General features: G+C 37.5%; 15 protein-coding genes. 11 read left to right on the top strand and 4 right to left on the bottom strand.

The genetic code is table 11. The features are described 5' to 3' along the window. On the top strand, positions 1 to 1,389 hold a 1,389-nt coding region (locus ACMUMJ_RS16395; RefSeq protein ID WP_414679928.1), incomplete at its 5' end, for a S8 family serine peptidase. Between the two features lie 81 nt (positions 1,390 to 1,470). Beyond that, positions 1,471 to 2,220: a hypothetical protein gene (locus ACMUMJ_RS16390; RefSeq protein ID WP_414679927.1), complete on the top strand. Its 750-nt coding sequence runs from the start codon at positions 1,471 to 1,473 to the stop codon at positions 2,218 to 2,220. 132 nt (positions 2,221 to 2,352) lie between these two features. Here ACMUMJ_RS16390 and ACMUMJ_RS16385 read toward each other — a convergent pair whose 3' ends face one another. The 3 genes from ACMUMJ_RS16385 to ACMUMJ_RS16375 all read right to left on the bottom strand — a co-directional run bounded on the left by ACMUMJ_RS16385 (position 2,353) and on the right by ACMUMJ_RS16375 (position 6,664). Next, the gene (locus tag ACMUMJ_RS16385; RefSeq protein ID WP_414679926.1) at positions 2,353 to 3,228 is read right to left on the bottom strand and encodes a hypothetical protein; all 876 of its coding nucleotides are present in this window, start codon (positions 3,226 to 3,228) and stop codon (positions 2,353 to 2,355) included. 77 nt (positions 3,229 to 3,305) lie between these two features. Then, entirely contained in the window at positions 3,306 to 3,851 is a 546-nt protein-coding gene (locus tag ACMUMJ_RS16380) for a hypothetical protein (RefSeq protein ID WP_414679925.1), read from the bottom strand. Beyond that, complete coding sequence (locus tag ACMUMJ_RS16375) at positions 3,848 to 6,664, bottom strand: hypothetical protein (RefSeq protein ID WP_414679924.1); 2,817 nt, start codon at positions 6,662 to 6,664, stop codon at positions 3,848 to 3,850. The genes ACMUMJ_RS16380 and ACMUMJ_RS16375 overlap by 4 nt, the downstream gene beginning before the upstream one ends. 468 nt (positions 6,665 to 7,132) lie before the next feature. Between ACMUMJ_RS16375 and ACMUMJ_RS16370 the strand changes: the two genes are divergently transcribed. The 9 genes from ACMUMJ_RS16370 to ACMUMJ_RS16330 all read left to right on the top strand — a co-directional run bounded on the left by ACMUMJ_RS16370 (position 7,133) and on the right by ACMUMJ_RS16330 (position 16,006). Further along, positions 7,133 to 7,615, top strand: a complete 483-nt coding sequence (locus ACMUMJ_RS16370) for a hypothetical protein (RefSeq protein WP_414679923.1) — start codon at positions 7,133 to 7,135, stop codon at positions 7,613 to 7,615. Positions 7,616 to 7,625: 10 nt separating this feature from the next. Next, on the top strand, positions 7,626 to 8,069 hold the full coding sequence (locus ACMUMJ_RS16365; RefSeq protein ID WP_414679922.1) for a hypothetical protein: 444 nt from the start codon (positions 7,626 to 7,628) through the stop codon (positions 8,067 to 8,069). Between the two features lie 10 nt (positions 8,070 to 8,079). Further along, positions 8,080 to 8,610, top strand: coding sequence for a hypothetical protein (locus ACMUMJ_RS16360; protein WP_414679921.1), 531 nt, complete (start codon positions 8,080 to 8,082; stop codon positions 8,608 to 8,610). A 4-nt stretch (positions 8,611 to 8,614) separates the two neighbouring features. After that, positions 8,615 to 9,076: a hypothetical protein gene (locus ACMUMJ_RS16355; protein ID WP_414679920.1), complete on the top strand. Its 462-nt coding sequence runs from the start codon at positions 8,615 to 8,617 to the stop codon at positions 9,074 to 9,076. Positions 9,077 to 9,916: 840 nt separating this feature from the next. Beyond that, a complete protein-coding gene (locus ACMUMJ_RS16350) occupies positions 9,917 to 11,218 on the top strand; it encodes a ParA family protein (protein WP_414679919.1) in 1,302 nt (433 codons plus the stop codon). 16 nt (positions 11,219 to 11,234) lie between these two features. Beyond that, positions 11,235 to 12,341 carry a hypothetical protein gene (locus ACMUMJ_RS16345; RefSeq protein ID WP_414679918.1) on the top strand — a complete coding sequence of 369 codons (1,107 nt, stop codon included), beginning with the start codon at positions 11,235 to 11,237 and terminating at the stop codon, positions 12,339 to 12,341. Positions 12,342 to 13,929: 1,588 nt separating this feature from the next. Then, positions 13,930 to 14,172 carry a hypothetical protein gene (locus ACMUMJ_RS16340; RefSeq protein WP_414679917.1) on the top strand — a complete coding sequence of 81 codons (243 nt, stop codon included), beginning with the start codon at positions 13,930 to 13,932 and terminating at the stop codon, positions 14,170 to 14,172. 629 nt (positions 14,173 to 14,801) lie between these two features. Next, on the top strand, positions 14,802 to 15,641 hold the full coding sequence (locus ACMUMJ_RS16335) for a hypothetical protein (RefSeq protein ID WP_414679916.1): 840 nt from the start codon (positions 14,802 to 14,804) through the stop codon (positions 15,639 to 15,641). A 149-nt stretch (positions 15,642 to 15,790) separates the two neighbouring features. Next, positions 15,791 to 16,006 (top strand): hypothetical protein, encoded by a 216-nt coding sequence (locus tag ACMUMJ_RS16330; RefSeq protein WP_414679915.1) that lies wholly within the window; start codon positions 15,791 to 15,793, stop codon positions 16,004 to 16,006. Positions 16,007 to 16,065: 59 nt separating this feature from the next. Here the strand turns inward: ACMUMJ_RS16330 and ACMUMJ_RS16325 are convergent, their stop codons facing one another. Continuing rightward, positions 16,066 to 16,203 (bottom strand): transposase, encoded by a 138-nt coding sequence (locus ACMUMJ_RS16325; protein ID WP_414679914.1) that lies wholly within the window; start codon positions 16,201 to 16,203, stop codon positions 16,066 to 16,068. Between the last annotated feature and the right edge of the window lie 219 nt (positions 16,204 to 16,422).

Below are 16,422 nucleotides of genomic sequence, written 5' to 3'. Positions count from 1 at the left end.
GAAAGCTGCAAATATTTTGGAAACGATAAAGCAGGTTGTCACTTTTCTTATCAAGATGGCTCTGAATCATTGTTTTTTGCCGATATGGACATAAGTCCAACGGCAGGCACCTTTTCCTATAGCAGAGCATCCACTGTTAGCAACCTTGAGACATCAGTTAAGGCGAGAGACTTACTTACGGAATACAACCTATTAGACTTCACCCCTACGTTGCCTGATAAACCTTATAAATGGGCTGGCATCATATCTGGCGTATCAGAGATGTTAAACAACTCTTTTGAACAAGACTGGGGATTTGATTTATTCGGTTTCGATAGGAGTTTTTTAGCAATGCATACCCCCGTTTGCTCAAAGACCAGCGCCTTTGAATATTCTTGCTCTTTTATAGAGCAAGTAGATATGGTGAAACAATGTGACTTTCTAATGGGGCAAGAAGATACTCCTACATGCAATGTGTATGATGAAGCAACACCCTCAATTAAATCAATTATGCAAGACCAACTTCGCTTTATGGGCTTCGATGCCGCGCAGGAGGTGGGTGCTAATTATTCAAAATCCTACCCAGTAACGGTATATGACAACGCCTGCGAACCCACACATTCTCTAATAAAAAACAAAGTTAACAGATTGATCTTCGATGAAGGTACTCAAAAGAGAGTACTTAACCCAAACGACGCACAAGACCAAAGCTTAATGCGATATTACGACTCCAATTGGAGCAATGTTAATGTCACTGCACATTGCGCTGGCGTAACAGCCATCATAACAGGGTCAGACGGTGCATTTGTCGATTTAATTAATAACCCGTCTTTTGCAGACTTCAAGTCTAATGAACCTGGTTATGCACTAATGAGTAATAGTTGGGGAGCACACCCTAGCAATGGTACTGCAATCCCAGAACAGATAGCGGAAGGTAATTTTTATGTATGGGCTGGTGGCAACGCAAGAGACAATCATACACAAGACGCAATAGATTACCCTAATGTCAATTATGTCTGGGGTACGGACTTAGCAAATCAAGTAATAATGGTTGGGAACATCGATAAAGAAAAAAAATTGTATCAATTCTCTGGCATCCCTGGCAATAACCCAGACATTCAAAAACGATGGATTATAGCCTTAGGAACGGACGTTATATCTGCAAGTTCTTTGGCAGGAACAGAGAACTCATTTCAACCATGGGGTGGAACATCATTTTCCACACCATTTGTAAGTCGAGCACTTTCTCTAGGTAAAAGCTACTGCACTGTATCTAGTTATGAAAACCTAGCCAACACGTTACTGGCTACGGCTGATAAATCAATTCCTAACTATGATCCTAGTATTCATGGAGTAGGGATGCTTGATGTCCGCGCTTTTTTGTATGAATTACAGACAAATTGCCCATAATTATATTATATTATATTTAATAGCTCTTATATAGAGCTATTAAATACGTATTCAGTCAATTTATTAAAAAAGGAATAATTAATGATTAATAAAATCTTAATACCTACCATATTGATTTTCGCAAGCACTCACTCAATATCAAATGAGTCTTGGAGTAACCTGAATGACAGAGATCTAAAGGCGTCGCTTCAGAGCTCAATAAATACATTAAAAGCACAATCTGTTCAAATCCATACTAACAAAGCCAAAAATCAACAACAAACTATAGACATTACTAACAATCTTAATTTAATCAATAGACTCAGAGCTGACACTAACAATAAGTTTGTCGCGTTTCGTGGCAATATTAACAATCAGTTCGGCAGCTTAAAATCTGAAGTAAAAAGTCAATTCGGAGATGTGGGCAGCCAACTGAAGACGGTTGATGGTAATCTTGCAAATCACTACGGAATAATTCGAAACTTAAATGCTCAAGCTATTGAAATCAATGGTTTTGACTCTATTTCTTCAAAGAAAAGGTCAGGTACAACAATGATGGAAAATGTTGCAAGCCTCCAAACAGCAATGTCTGATAATGGAAAAAAAATTAAAAACAACAAAGTCCGGCTCGACAGCCTTGACTCTCAAATTGAGTCAAAAGCATCTCTTTCGGATGTGAAAAATAACATAAAATTAAATATTAAACATACATCTACGTGCACTCAATATACAGCTTTCAGAAATAACGAAAGCAACAGAGCATATCGTGGGACTAAACGTCCTAGTTCTAGTCACTATAATGATATAAAGTGCATTAGAGAGGCAGTCAAAGTTCAGGGCTATTTATATTAATCATTATTTATATTAATTAATGCCTATAATGCGTATATAATATTTATTAACGTATTATAGGCATAACTAAATGTTCAAAATTTTTCTACCAATCATGTCAGCTTGCACACTCATTTCGCTTATCTTTATTTCTTAGCTTTGCATTAATCTTTCGATAAACAAATGCATTGAATGCATTGCATAACTTGATTTAGAGACAGCTTCGCTTGCAGTGGGCTCCTCTGCTTTCAGACCTTCAGGTGGCGTTGCCCCAATACTACTAAAGACCCCATCTACGGAATAAACGAATCTAAAAGACATGTCCGACATGAAAAAACGAAACTGGCATGAATGAGCAGCTTTTCCAGATTCAATTAGATTAATAATTTCATCCCTATCATCTAAAACAAAATCAAAAAACTTCGCCCTTTCTTTTCCCTCCTGCGAATTCGCTCTCAAATCGCACTCGCCACCCAGACTTACCTGTTGATCTCCCACACCACGAACAGGCGACTGAAAACTTATTGCCCCAACAATATCAGACGACATTAAAGCAGCCGTTAGAGCCGTTCTTATCAGCTCAGAGTCATGCGCCACTATCTTTATTTTAGGAACACCCGCAGTCATGAGTATTTTTAAAAAAGGCTGCAAATCCTCTGACTTTGCACAAAACCCAACGAACAAAATATTCTTATTTGTTATGAGAACCGGTATGTCCTTAATCTTTATTTTCGTAGCTCCGTCTCTTCTCATTTCGCTCATTATTAACTCTTTAATTTCATCCTTACGTTTTTGTTTTTCTGGACCTTTCATTTCAGGATAGGCTGATGCCACCTCTGCCATTTTTAGGCGAACTTTCTTATTCACCTGAGGCATATCATATAGATGCGACTCTATCGTGTAGTTAACAAGCCACTGAGAATCCCCTCCATTTAATACAAGATCATTTGGTCTCCTTGGGTCCGGCTCAGTAAAGCCCTTAACGAAATCGCGTTCTCCCAATTCTGGCTTTTCGTGCTTTTTAACCATTACTTTTAATTGCTCGTAGTCAATTGCATCGCATGAATACACTTGAAATTTTTGAATTAAACCAAGCAGTTTTGACATTATTTAGATTCCCTGTTCAGTAGCGCTTTCTGCCATGATTTTAAGTTCGCTTTTTTGTAGTGTAGGTTTTGTCTCGCTATACCAAGGTCTGAGGCCACCGCAATTAACTCACTCTTTCCGTTAGGAAGAGCATAGTTATCAGTCATTCGCGCATAGCCACCATCAATAATTAAATCAATATTAAGTGGTTGCTTAGCCTTACCATCGCCCACTGGCCAGATACTGAACATCATCAACCCAAATCGATCGTACTCTCTTTGAACCCAAAATAATTTACCTAATGCCTTACCTTTTAACTCCGAACAAGAAGACGGCCGATCCGAACAGAGAACGGTAGATGGAAAAAAATAGGCCATATCAATATAATAGGTTTTATAATCAGATGCTTTAACACTTAACCGCGTAGGTGTCGCAACCCCAACAATACGAACTAATTCAGACTCAGGGCCAGGATTGCTTTTTTCATGAATAGATGAACACCCAGTAGTTGATAAAGCAGCCAACACAAGAAGCATCATTGCTCTTACATCTTTATTTTTTCTCATAACACCCCGCCATTTCTTTTAAGAGAAGCAATTGACCCAGTATCATTCGCATCAGAAGCCTCTACTTGACGAGCAGTCGTTCTGGTCCCTTGATCTAAAGAAGCTGCACCAGAATTACCTGAGTTGCCTGCATCTCCATCTACTCCAACACTGTAATTGATCCCTTGCTTATATGCTTCTGAATTGGACATAAGATTTCGAGTCTCTCCCTCACCATCCTTTTCAGCAAGTCGAGGCAATGCGACTTTACCAGTCGACCCCCCTGCCCCAGTAAGTCTATTAACACCTTGATCTACACTGCTTACTCCACTCACCCCTAAGTTCAAGCTCAAAAATTGCATAACACTATCAATAGCCATAGACGGAAACGAATAAAGATAGATCATTGCATACAAAGGCGGCACCACAAGAAATCCGATTAATGCTGCGATATACAATGGACCTTGTGCAGTTGCCTCTAAACTAATGGCAAACACCTGATAAATTATGAATTGATACGTAGCCACAACTGGAGAAACCAAAAGGTCTACCGCTATAAACGAAGACACGATCAATAACGGCATTATCCCTACTGCCATTGTAGACATCATCACTTCTTTAGCACCTTCCCCCAAGACATTAGTTCCATCAGAACTGTACATTTTGATGGCTGAAACGGCAGCAAATAACGTGGTTTTAATAACCTGTAGAAACCACTTCAAAACAGTGGTCATAAACATCAGAGCAAGCAACCCAGGCAATACAAAAGCACAAACAAACGCAAAAGGCAGAATCAAGCTGAACATCGGCTCCATTAACTGTTTATAAGCACTAAATGCTCCGCCAATCGCCCCACCGACAATGGAGAAGACACCGCCACCTACCTTTGATAATAATGAGCTTGCTTCTCCTAACAACCCCTTAGAACCACCAGCCTTATCACTATCATTTATTTGTTCTAATGCAGTCTTACCGCCAACAGCAGATTTAACGAATGAAAAAAATGGACTCGTAGCCCCTACTGCAGAACTTAATGCGATGTAAGATGCAATTATCGTATGACCTGCATTTATATATTGCCCAACGACATGTTCATTTGACTGAATTAAAAAGCTTTTCGCCATCAGTCTACCTAAAAAGTTAGACACCGCTCCATCCATGTTGACTAAAGCGCCATAACTTGTCACGTCAGAAAAGTTGACTTCTCCCATTGTATTTGCATTGGCCAAGGTTGAAAGAGACTTTTCAGCATCCGTTAATACCGTTGTTCCGTAAGATATTTGATTTAAATATCGCGATAAGCCGATAGCCATCCCCATGTCGTACATTGCGCCTTCTTCACCATACGACTTTAAATCAACCCCACCATTAACCTCCATTTGAAGAAGCCCAATAAGCTTTTTCTGTGCGTTATGCATCAATGTCATAAAAAATGGAAAATTAACCCATCCCTGCGCATAATGCCCGTAAGTCGATGGTCGGGCTATATCAACTGTCTTATCGGTTTTAACAAAATCAATCTTTCCATCGACACTTTCTTCAATCTTCAATTTTCCTTGTGCCGTTAAATAGGCCTGCTTAATGATCTGATCTACATCTGCCGCAAAGTTCGTCCTTAACTTAACCAGCCCAGCCGCAATACCATCACCTTTACATGCCTCCAGAGCGTCACCGTCAAGTGTATAGTATTTGTCCTCTACTTCTAGCTGGCTCACATTGAAATTGCTGCTTCTACCTATGTCACACTGCCGAACAAACTCTGAAATCCCAGGATCACTAGCTATTTTTTCTAAACCACTAACAATCAATTTTGTTTCTACTACTAATTTATTCAAAGCAATCAAATAGCTTTTGTTGATATACTCTCTTATAGCTTGGACTTCAGCATTATTTTTTGAAGTTAAATCTAATGAGTCGGCTATTGGGTCGTTTGTGTCAAAAGAAAACCACTCTGAATCTATTTCTATTTGTGAAATCGATAGAGAACCACATGCAGAATAATCAATTTGAAAATTCATAGGTGTAATAGCCTTCACATCCACCGAAGACGAGTTACCCGTACTAGCTGCATACGCAGAATTACAAAAAGCGAGTTCAAGAACTTCTGATACAATGTAGTCTGTCTTTGGACTGACCGCTAAAGTAGGAGATACACTAACCGCTCGCCATTCGAAATACGTCATAACAAAAGCATTAGTGACCCCAATTCCGACAATCAGACTAGAAAATAAAAAGAGATTTAATATTGCATAGCCTTTGTATATAGGGGCAGTCAAAGCCAAGGAGAAAGCGGCTGACAAAGACACCATACTGACTCTTTTTAATAACATATCCTGTTCTGCTGTGCTATTTGCCCCATCCATGCCGTCAGAAATCAACTGAAATCCCACACGAAACGCCACAGATAGCATCATCAATATAATTACCGCATATCCAGAGAATAATGAAAACATACCCATTATCGAATCTGGCGAGTTTGTTTCCAGTGTATTATCCAGATCCGAGAGACTAGAATATGGCCTAATATTTTGAAAGGCAGTAACATTCAAACCCTCACCAGAAAAAGGTGATCCACTAAGATCCCCTTGTCCTTTAAGATAAGCCAATGATAATGGATTATTTTGTACATCCTGAATAACAGTTCCATACGGAAAGGTTAAGATCTTTAAAGATAAATCATTAGCAGTGAGATTGTTTAGCTCAAGAGAGAGATTACCAAAATCATCTTCGAGCGAAGCATAACTTTGAGAACTTAATGGAAAGGAAATAACAATCAATGCATAAAACAGTAATAGACAACGACTCGCAAGACGAAAATAGTTTCTCCTCGCCAATAGCTTTCTTACAAATGTGTGAAATAAAAATATGCACCCTATTATTCGTAAATAGAACCTCCCCTTGATAGTTTTTTTTCGGAGGAATTCTTTCAAACTTAAAATAATTGAGCGATATGATGTTTTTATGAGTACAACTTTAAATGCTGCAGAGACGCCAAACACGAACAACAACATAAACAGTAAAAACAGATAATATATAGGATGCTTATTTGCTAAAAACAGCCATTCTAGGGAGATACCACCATACAAAAGAGATGTGCAGACAGTTAACGCAAGTGAATGACTGCCATACACCAAAAGGGACTTCAACGCAGACCTTATCCGCATAGAAAATTTCGACTTTTTGGGCTTTTTGTCTAGTACTTGCGCCTGATCAATCCAACTATCAACAGACTTTGACATTTACACGCCTCATTAAATGTTATTAAATTATAATTAATTCAATTATTTCACATTAGATATATTATGAATATTAAAAAATTATTTCCACATAATAAAGCAGTCAATTTTCTATTAATTAGCTCATTTATCCCTTGTTTTGCTAACGCACAGGCTTTCACAACAGGCGCTTGGTATAAAGAAGACCCAAACAACTCATACTACTACATTCAAATTGAGATAGATCAAGAGTCAATTAATACGTTTATGGATTTACAGTTTGCAGGCGGGTGGACCGTAGATATAGCAGGTTCAACAGATGGTCAAAATTTTTTACAAGCTAGACTTAAGAGAAACACCCCTCTTAAGCCCGACAGCAAGCCATTCCCAGAGTCGAAAGCATGGTATTTGAATGTCGTTCAAAACCAACCGAGAAGCTGGATAGTCGAAGGAAGCGGGGTTGAAATTCAAAAGTTCTTTGAAGAGAAAATGAAAAGTGGTTATATGCCAGGCTTCACAGAATTACCATCGTCAAGCAATCGCCACATATTTACCATGTATAGAAAATAGGTCAATACTTATGAATGGTGCATCTTCGTCTATCCTCCTTCTATCTCCCGCAGATAGACTTTTATTTACACTTACACCTGAAATGGTTAGGAAAGAGTTCAATATCGACGTCAATACGTCTCATTTCTTGGTAGGAAGAGCAAACAAAAACTCAATAGCAAAGCCAGACTGCATTCACGACACTCTTGCAATACAAGCGCTAACTCCTGCACATGAACAACTAATCTTACTGGATTTAAGCACTTATGACCAAGCTGCATTTTTAACCATGTCACTCAAATTTGGTTTAAAGATATACAAACACAACACTTCAAATCATATTTATAGCGCAAGTTTTACAAATGACTCCGAAAGCTTCTGCTTTGGAATATCTCAGTCAACTCACACAGAATGCATGCATATCATACAAAATGAATCTACTTATAAACGCAGAAATCAACTTCCAGCCCAATAGGACGAAATTTATGGCTATTTCAGCTTCAGAATCGGCAACTCTAATCAAACGCATTAAAACCATCATAAACAAAATTAACGCCTTGAATATAAGCGAGATAGAGAGCATTCCGCTATCGCTTAGAGATTGTGAACCAGATATCTTGCGTGTATTTAAGGGGGTTATTGAAAGCTCAATTGGATCAGCCGAGTCAAGAGTAATGGAAGAAATACAAAAGGCCGCAGAAGAAGAAAGCCGGAAGCAAGAAGAGCTTTGTCAGTTGGTAGATTTATTGAGAGGCTTTAAATCCAATGAATCTTTATCTGAAAGCCAGCTATTGAAAGCAGCTACAACGATGTACGAAAACCTCTCCAACCCTAAAAAAAATAACTCAACAACAAAGAAATTAAATAGATCTAGAAAGCGAGAAAGCCCAAAAACTGCAGTTCCTCAGAAAAGCGATAGTATAACTAATTGTAATGAAATTATCGACACTAATAACAACGATAGATACTTGCAAAGCAATGATACAGAGATCCAAGAAAACAATCATCGGTATTAATTAAATGAGATTTTTAAGAATCTATATATTCCCATCTGCCTTAGCATTTTTATTTTTGATCTACGCTATATACGACTTAAAGATATTTTCTCCACCGCAAAGACCTTCGTTAGCAATTACTATTAATGAAAAGAATGCCGAGGACTTTGGTTTAAATTATATCTCTATGAATAATATACATTTTATGGGAGGAAACCTTAATATAAAAAAATCTACAAAGGTATCTGGGGGGGCATGCTTTGCCGAGTTAGAGGAAAAAGATTCTATTTATGAGCTTGATATAAATGTTCCTAACACCCCAACACAGAACAACTTTGATGGAGAAATTATTATCACGGGAGATGTTCTATTAGAAGTACAGAAAGAAGCCATTAGAACAATTAAGAACAAAATTAACTTATCATACAAATTAATTTTGAGCTGCTATAAAAAAATAAATGACAAAAGAACTTTATTAGATAACTAAAAAAGTTGCAGATTTTGATGCGCTATCAAACAGCGACTCTCACACCATCGAAACTGTCAATGAAATTGATACTGAAATAAGAGGCATTATGATAGTTTCCGAGCCTTTTATGGAATGGTGTCGAAAAGAGGCCAGCATATCTCAGTTGTTAAACATTAACAAGAATTTGACATCCTCTCCACCCTAAAGGGTGGAGATTCCTACTGCTAGCGCTTAATGCCCCAAGCGGAGAATGTTGCTTAAGCTGTAAGTCATGATTGCCATAACAATTAATTTTATTTATTATTAATTAATTGTAACTAATTATATGTTATTAAATCATGAACAATAAAACTCCAAAATACATCACAATTGAAATAAACGAAGACATTACTTATTTCAGCAATCCAGCCATAAAATCACTTGTGCATTCACATAAACCCACCCCGCACTCAATCGCACTCTATCTCCAGAGGATAGGAGTCATTGAAAAGCTTCTAAAAATTTCTAAAGCTGATCTCGACAGGTATAGAATACGCTATATACCCGCCTAACTTTTTTTAATAAATCCCGCCATACAACTAGAGCGCAGGAAATATTTCCCTCATCTAGCTTAGCTCGCCCCAGCCAGCAGCCAGCAGCCAGCAGCCAGCAGCCAGCAGCCAGCAGCCAGCAGACTAAGCATCCATTTTAATTATTTCTCAATTAATAAATTAGATTAGAAATCCTCTTGTTTGCATCTAGATTGTTGTTATAAGATAATCTCAAGCGACATAATAAAGGCGAAAACGACATAAAAAGTATGACGCCAAACATTTTATTGAAACAACCAATCATCATCACTAACACTAGGACTACAACATGGACGCGTTAGACGTAATCGAATCATCAGCAAACCGGCTATCTATGAGCCAACAAAATCTTAAACAGTTTATGTCTGATCATAAAAAAGTAAAAATGTTCGTCGGTGACGAAGACCTAGACATCGACCGAATTCATGTTAACAATGCACTGAATAAAAGCCAACTTGCCAGGGCGCTCAACATGCGCCAACACACTCTTAATGCCAAAATTGATAGAGCCATTTCTGACAACATTATCCCACAGCCATTAAAGCAATCTATCGCTCATCTTTTTACCCGAGATCACATCAACGCTCTAATGGAATACATGGAATTACCCACATATCGCAGCAATAAAGATCCTATTTGCATTGCTGTAGCAAACCAGAAAGGCGGAATAGCTAAGTCAACAACAACTGTCACGCTTGGTGTGGCCATGGCCCTCGATCTAAACCTAAGAGCTAAAATCCTTTTGATAGATTTAGATCCTCAAGGATCATCGGGTACAAACCTATACAACCATGCGGCACAGGCTGGCAGTAGCTCGAATAATGATGATCTATTTCTTACTGGAGTCGACTTGATTTTGGGTGAATACGAGGCCAATTCTCAAAATGGTGAAGAGTACGCCTCAGCCGTGAATTACTTTATTAGTGAGGGCGCGACAAATCTTGAAGCAAAGATAGCCACAGCGCTTGAAGCAACCAAACCTACCCACTTACCCAACTTAGATGTATTGCCAGCTTTTCCGTCAGATGAACGATTAACAGATATTTTTGGAGAAATGACTCTACCTCAAAAAGAAGCGTTGTTTAAACACTTCAACGACATTATAGATGGAATCAAACAGCATTATGATATCGTCATAATTGATACACCACCTCAGGACGCAGCTTTTACATGGCTTGGTCTGGATGTCGCAAACTTCATTCTGACACCGATAAAACCAAGCCCATTCGACGTGGCAAGTTCCTCTAACTTCCTTTCAAATCTAAGAAACCGACTAGAAAAGCTTCCTTCTCAAGGAAAAAATTTGAGACTTTGGCGGAGCGTTATTACAAACCATGACTCATCATCCGACGATGAAGTTAGAATAAAACTCGGTCTCCATAGATCACTTGGCGCCAATTTATATTCCAGCCCAATTTACAAGAGCGTTGCATTCACTGCAGCATCAGCACTTAACCGAACCATTATGGACCTTAAGAATGCCGATAAAGTATGCTCATCAAGGCAGCTTTCGTCAGCAAGAGATAGCTTTTCTGCTTTTTATTCTCAAATATCCGCAGATATTGAAAGCCACTTTTCCAAAATAGATTAGATTAGCGAGAATCATTATGAGTGAAAAAAAAATTGATGGCTTTCTAGGTGGAAGAGCACCAAAATCATCGTTTTCAAACAAACCAAAAACGTCATCCTTTCATACGTTGAAAGACTTAAATGACGAGACTATCAAAAAACCTATCACTAGATTGGTGATACCAGCGAGTGAACTGGAGGAGCGAACAGTTTGCGCAAAAAACAATACTAGATTATTCGTAGGCCAAGAATTCACTGATTTTGGAGTCTATAAAGACCTTCGAGATAAGCAGATAATGACTCAACCAGCCTCGGGATACCGAGTTACAGGGAACGACAAGATATTTCTGTCAAATGGTAAAAGTCGTCGTGCAATGATAATGGAGCTACATAAAAACCACGGAATAGACATAGATTTCATAGTTGATGTTGTTGATATACAACATGACCAGATGTGGATTGCCGATCGGTTACGTGATGATTCAGATTCGAATAGAAAATTAAATTGGTTAGAAGATGCTTTACGCGTCAAATTATTCTATGAAGAACAGGTTATTGAGTTGGGTTCCAAAACATCGCTTACTGATTTCAACGTGAGCTATGCAAAAAAAATATCCGGCAGAAGATACAACAATAAAAAAATCCGATCTCAACTAATCATCTCGCTAATTTGGACAAAACTCGAAAACATTTTTTTGAAAGTCATGAAGGCATCAGATGAATTGACTCAAAACGAAGCAATAGCTCTAGAAAAATACATGGAATCTTTTTCAGGAAATTCAATTGATATAAGCGTTCATGAAGGTCGAAATACTTTTATCAAAAAATCTCTCCAGGATGAGATTTTTCTTTTATGGGAAGAACCTATTTCTGAAATACAAAAAAAAATTGAGCGCAACGAATGCCTCGATTTAAAAACCCTACTTAAATCACTTGCTGAAGAAACCAAATCAAACACAAAGAAAGTACAACCGACGATCACAATCAATAATAAATTAATCAAGGGCCAGTACAACTTCAAAATAGAGCGAAATTCACTCAATCACGAGCAGCAATTACGCGCCGAGGCGCTTGCTAAAACGATTGATAATGCAGTAATAGAATTAAATAAACTGACACAAGAAGCATCAGCAGACGAGGAATAATCAAGCAACAACCTAAAACGTTTGAATTTTGGTCTCTTCCAATCAACGAAATAGAGGCATACCTATCGATTCAGCCAAAATTCATAGTTAGAGCGTTCATTACATAACTTTTGACATCCTCTCCCTTTAGGGTGGGGAGGATGTCAAGAAAACCACCAACAGTATAATACAGAACAATTGTTCTACATCATGAAAAACACCAACAACCTAATAAATCTAACGAATTCAATATAAAATGCTCACTTTGATCATTTTTATACCTTTTTTATTAAGCTATTTAAAACTGTACCCACCTCGATCAGCGACTACTAAGGTTCCACCTTTAACCTAAAGTCTAACTATCACACCAGAACGTTAAAAACAGTGAGGCATCAAAAGTAAAATAGCATTATCTCATTATCTATATGCAATGAGACATGCATGAACATTTCAGACGCCATGAGAAAATTCAAATGGAAGAGTCGATCTTTTCTATTTCTCTTTTGAAACAAGAGTATAAAAAGTCATCTACTCAAAAAGAGCCAAATACAGAACACTTGTTCTACATCCCATTCATGAAAAATACAAAACACTTGTTCTATATTAAGAGCACCACCAACAAGACAAATACAAAACACTTGTTCTATATTAAGAGCACCACCAACAGGCCGAATACAGAACAGTTGCTCTACATCCACTTTATGGAAAAATACAAAACACTTGTGCTATGTCTTGACGTCCTCTCTTTTGGTCATATGTATAACTTTTCACTTAACGAAAGACATACTGTACTGTACCTACCTCGATCGGCGGCTACTAAGGTTCCACCTTTAACCTAAAGCTAATTATCACACCAGAACGTTAAAAACAGTAAGGCATCACAAGTAAAATAACATTATCTATATACAATGAGGCATGCATGAACATTTCAGACGCCATGAGAAAACTCAAAATTCAAAATTCAAAATTCAAAATTCAAAAGGAAGAGTCGATCTCTTCTGTTTCTCTTTTGAAACAAGAGTATAAAAAGTCATCTACTCAAAAAGAGCCAAATACAAAACACTTGTTCTATATTAAGAGCACTACCAACAAGACAAATACAGAACAGTTGTTCTACGTCCACTTCATGAAAAAATACAAAACACTTATGCTATGTCTTGACGTCCTCTCTTTTGGTGATATGTATAACTTTTCACTTAACGAAAGACAAACTGTACCTACCTCGATCGGCGGCTACTAAGGTTCCACCTTTAACCTAAAGTCTAATTATTACACTAGAACGTTAAGAACAATGATGCATCACAAGTAAAATAACATTATCTATAACCCGTGGTGCATTTGGAAAATAAGGTGAAAGGAGTAAGTTACTCACCCTCAATAAGAGATTATCATTAATTATCTAGAAAAATGGTAATACGATAAGTAACTTACAGATTGTTTATAAAAAATTCTAACTTTACTGCACTCCCTTGAGCCGATTGACAATTTTTTGAATCAAATCAGGTTACCAAAACTCACCGATAAAGAGCTGTTGGCTTTAAGTTTAGCGGCAGAATGTTAGGGTATTGATTCTGAAAATTTTCTTTTTGAACAGTGCCTCCAGAAATCATTGGACGTATTGAACGCTCCGTTTATAACAGAAGAGTTCGAAGACTTAGCTTTAAATTGGAAAAACTTAGGCAAAGTAATTGTTCACGAAATTTGTCCTGAAAGTGATCTTTATATTGTGGACAGTATGCCATTAGAAGTGTGTCGATTAAGTCGAGCGAATCGAAGTCGAGCGAATCGAAGTAAAGTGTGCCAAGAATACTCAGAGAGCGCCCCTAATTTTGGTTACTGCGCAGCCCAATAAAAACGGTATTTTGGGTACAAACTTCATTCCGACTCAAAAAGAGCCAAATACAGAACACTTGTTCTACGTCCACATCATAAAAAAACACAAAACACTTGTGCTATGTCTTGACGTCCTCATATGCATAGAGCTTTTCACTTAACGAAAGACAAACTGTACCTACTTCGATCAGCGACTACTAAGGTTCCACCTTTAACCTAAAGTCTAACTATCACACCAGAACGTTAAAAACAACGAGGCATCACAAGTAAAATAACATTATCTATATACAATGAGGAATGCATAAACATTTCAGACGCCATGAGAAAATTCAAATGGAAGAGTCGATCTTTTCTATTTCTCTTTTGAAACAAAAGTATAAAAAAGTCATCTACTCAAAAAGAGCCAAATACAGAACACTTGTTCTACGTCCACATCATAAAAAAACACAAAATACTTGTGCTATGTCTTGACGTCCTCATTTGTATACCTTTTCACTTAACGAAAGACATACTGTACCTACCTCGATCGGCGGCTACTAAGGTTCCACCTTTAACCTAAAGTCTAATTATCACACCAGAACGTTAAAAACAGTGAGGCATCACAAGTGAAATAACATTATCTCATTATCTATATACAATGAGGCATGCATGAACATTTCAGACGCCATGAGAAAACTCAAAATTCAAAAGGAAGAGTCGATCTCTTCTATTTCTCTTTTGAAACAAGAGTATAAAAGAGTCATCAACTCAAAAAGTAGAAGTTATGGTTATGAAAAACTGTATAGCAGCTATCTAGCTATCTGTGAAAACATGATCAACAATACCAATATTGGATTTGATGACATTCTCGAATCTTTAGATTATGAAAGGTTATGCAGTCACATAAGTGAATCTTCCAATATCAGCCTGAATATCAAGTCTAAAAACATATTGAAATCATCTAAACAGGCACAACTCCTATTGACCATGCAAGATGAATCGGGAAATATCTGCTATCTTACCGCCTCTATTAATGAGGACATAAAGCCCTCTGTTAACGTTTCACTGGAAATGGTTGTTGATCATCGCTATATAAACGCCATAAAAGCCAAGTCATACAACTATTCCACCTATATGACCCCTCACCTTTTGATAAACCAAAAGCACCTAAGATATAAGTTGAGATTAGCAAAAAGCCGGCCCATGAAAAAAAGAGACACAATAAAGACTATCGAACTTAGAACGATATTTTCCGAACATAAAGATGGTTGGATATATCATAAAGACGATATGACTATTTATCTCATAAGGTCTAGAGGCCACAACCCAGCATTGCACCTTATAGCATGCAAAAAAGGTGATGGCGAATCGAGAATAATAGCCAGCGGAAAATTGTTCTTTGAAAAAGATGGAGCTAATGAAGCCGCAATGGATTTTATTTCAAACATTGAAAAAATGACTGGCGAGCAGATAGAAAATAGAGTCATCACAGTCATTTCTAAAAATTAAGCGTCTAGTAGGGCGCTTTCTTATCCCAAGAATATAGCTAGGCTTTCTCCTTTAACCTTTGGTTTTTTTATAACGAGGATAAGCTTTTTGAGTTGTCTATCTTCAAAAAAGCGAAAATAGATTAAACCAAAAACATAAGGAATCTGAATGTGAGCGATATAAAAATAAACGAATTCTGGAAACAAGATGATGCATTTATCATCAACCATTTCAAATCCATATCGGAATTCCAAGCCAACCTATTAATTAGAATAATTGCTAAAGAAATCGGAAATTTGAAATACCTTTCAAAATATTTGCAAACTCAACCAAATCACCTCGCAATAAAGGCGGTACAAGCCATTAAAAGAGAGTACGGAAGTTAGTCTTTTAACAGCTTTCGCGAAATTCTCCGGCTATAGCTAACGAGCCTAAGCGAGTTAGTTTAGTGGAAGATGGATAGCGAGTAAGGCGAAGCCTTGCAGTCGCACAGGCTTTGACAAGAAGTTTGTAGTGAATCTAACATTGTAGAAGTGAAGCATTTTCGTCTATATTTTGTAACTAACACTAAATGATATTTCATGTCATAAACGCAATGATAATGGGATTTCATAGATATACACTGTATAGAATTTTGAGTATTATCACATCTATGACAATATTACTCCATACAAAAACGTTGAAAGTTCGAGTCCGAGATAAGCATTTGAAGAAATTGAATGCTATGGCTTATGGCGTGAATCAAGTGTGGAACTACTGTAATGAATTAAGCGCTCGCTCAATCAAGGAAAAACGCAAGTTT

The sequence above is a fragment of the Marinomonas phycocola genome (assembly GCF_047525455.1).
GTDB lineage: Bacteria > Pseudomonadota > Gammaproteobacteria > Pseudomonadales > Marinomonadaceae > Marinomonas.
This window is presented reverse-complemented; position numbering and strand designations above follow the sequence as displayed.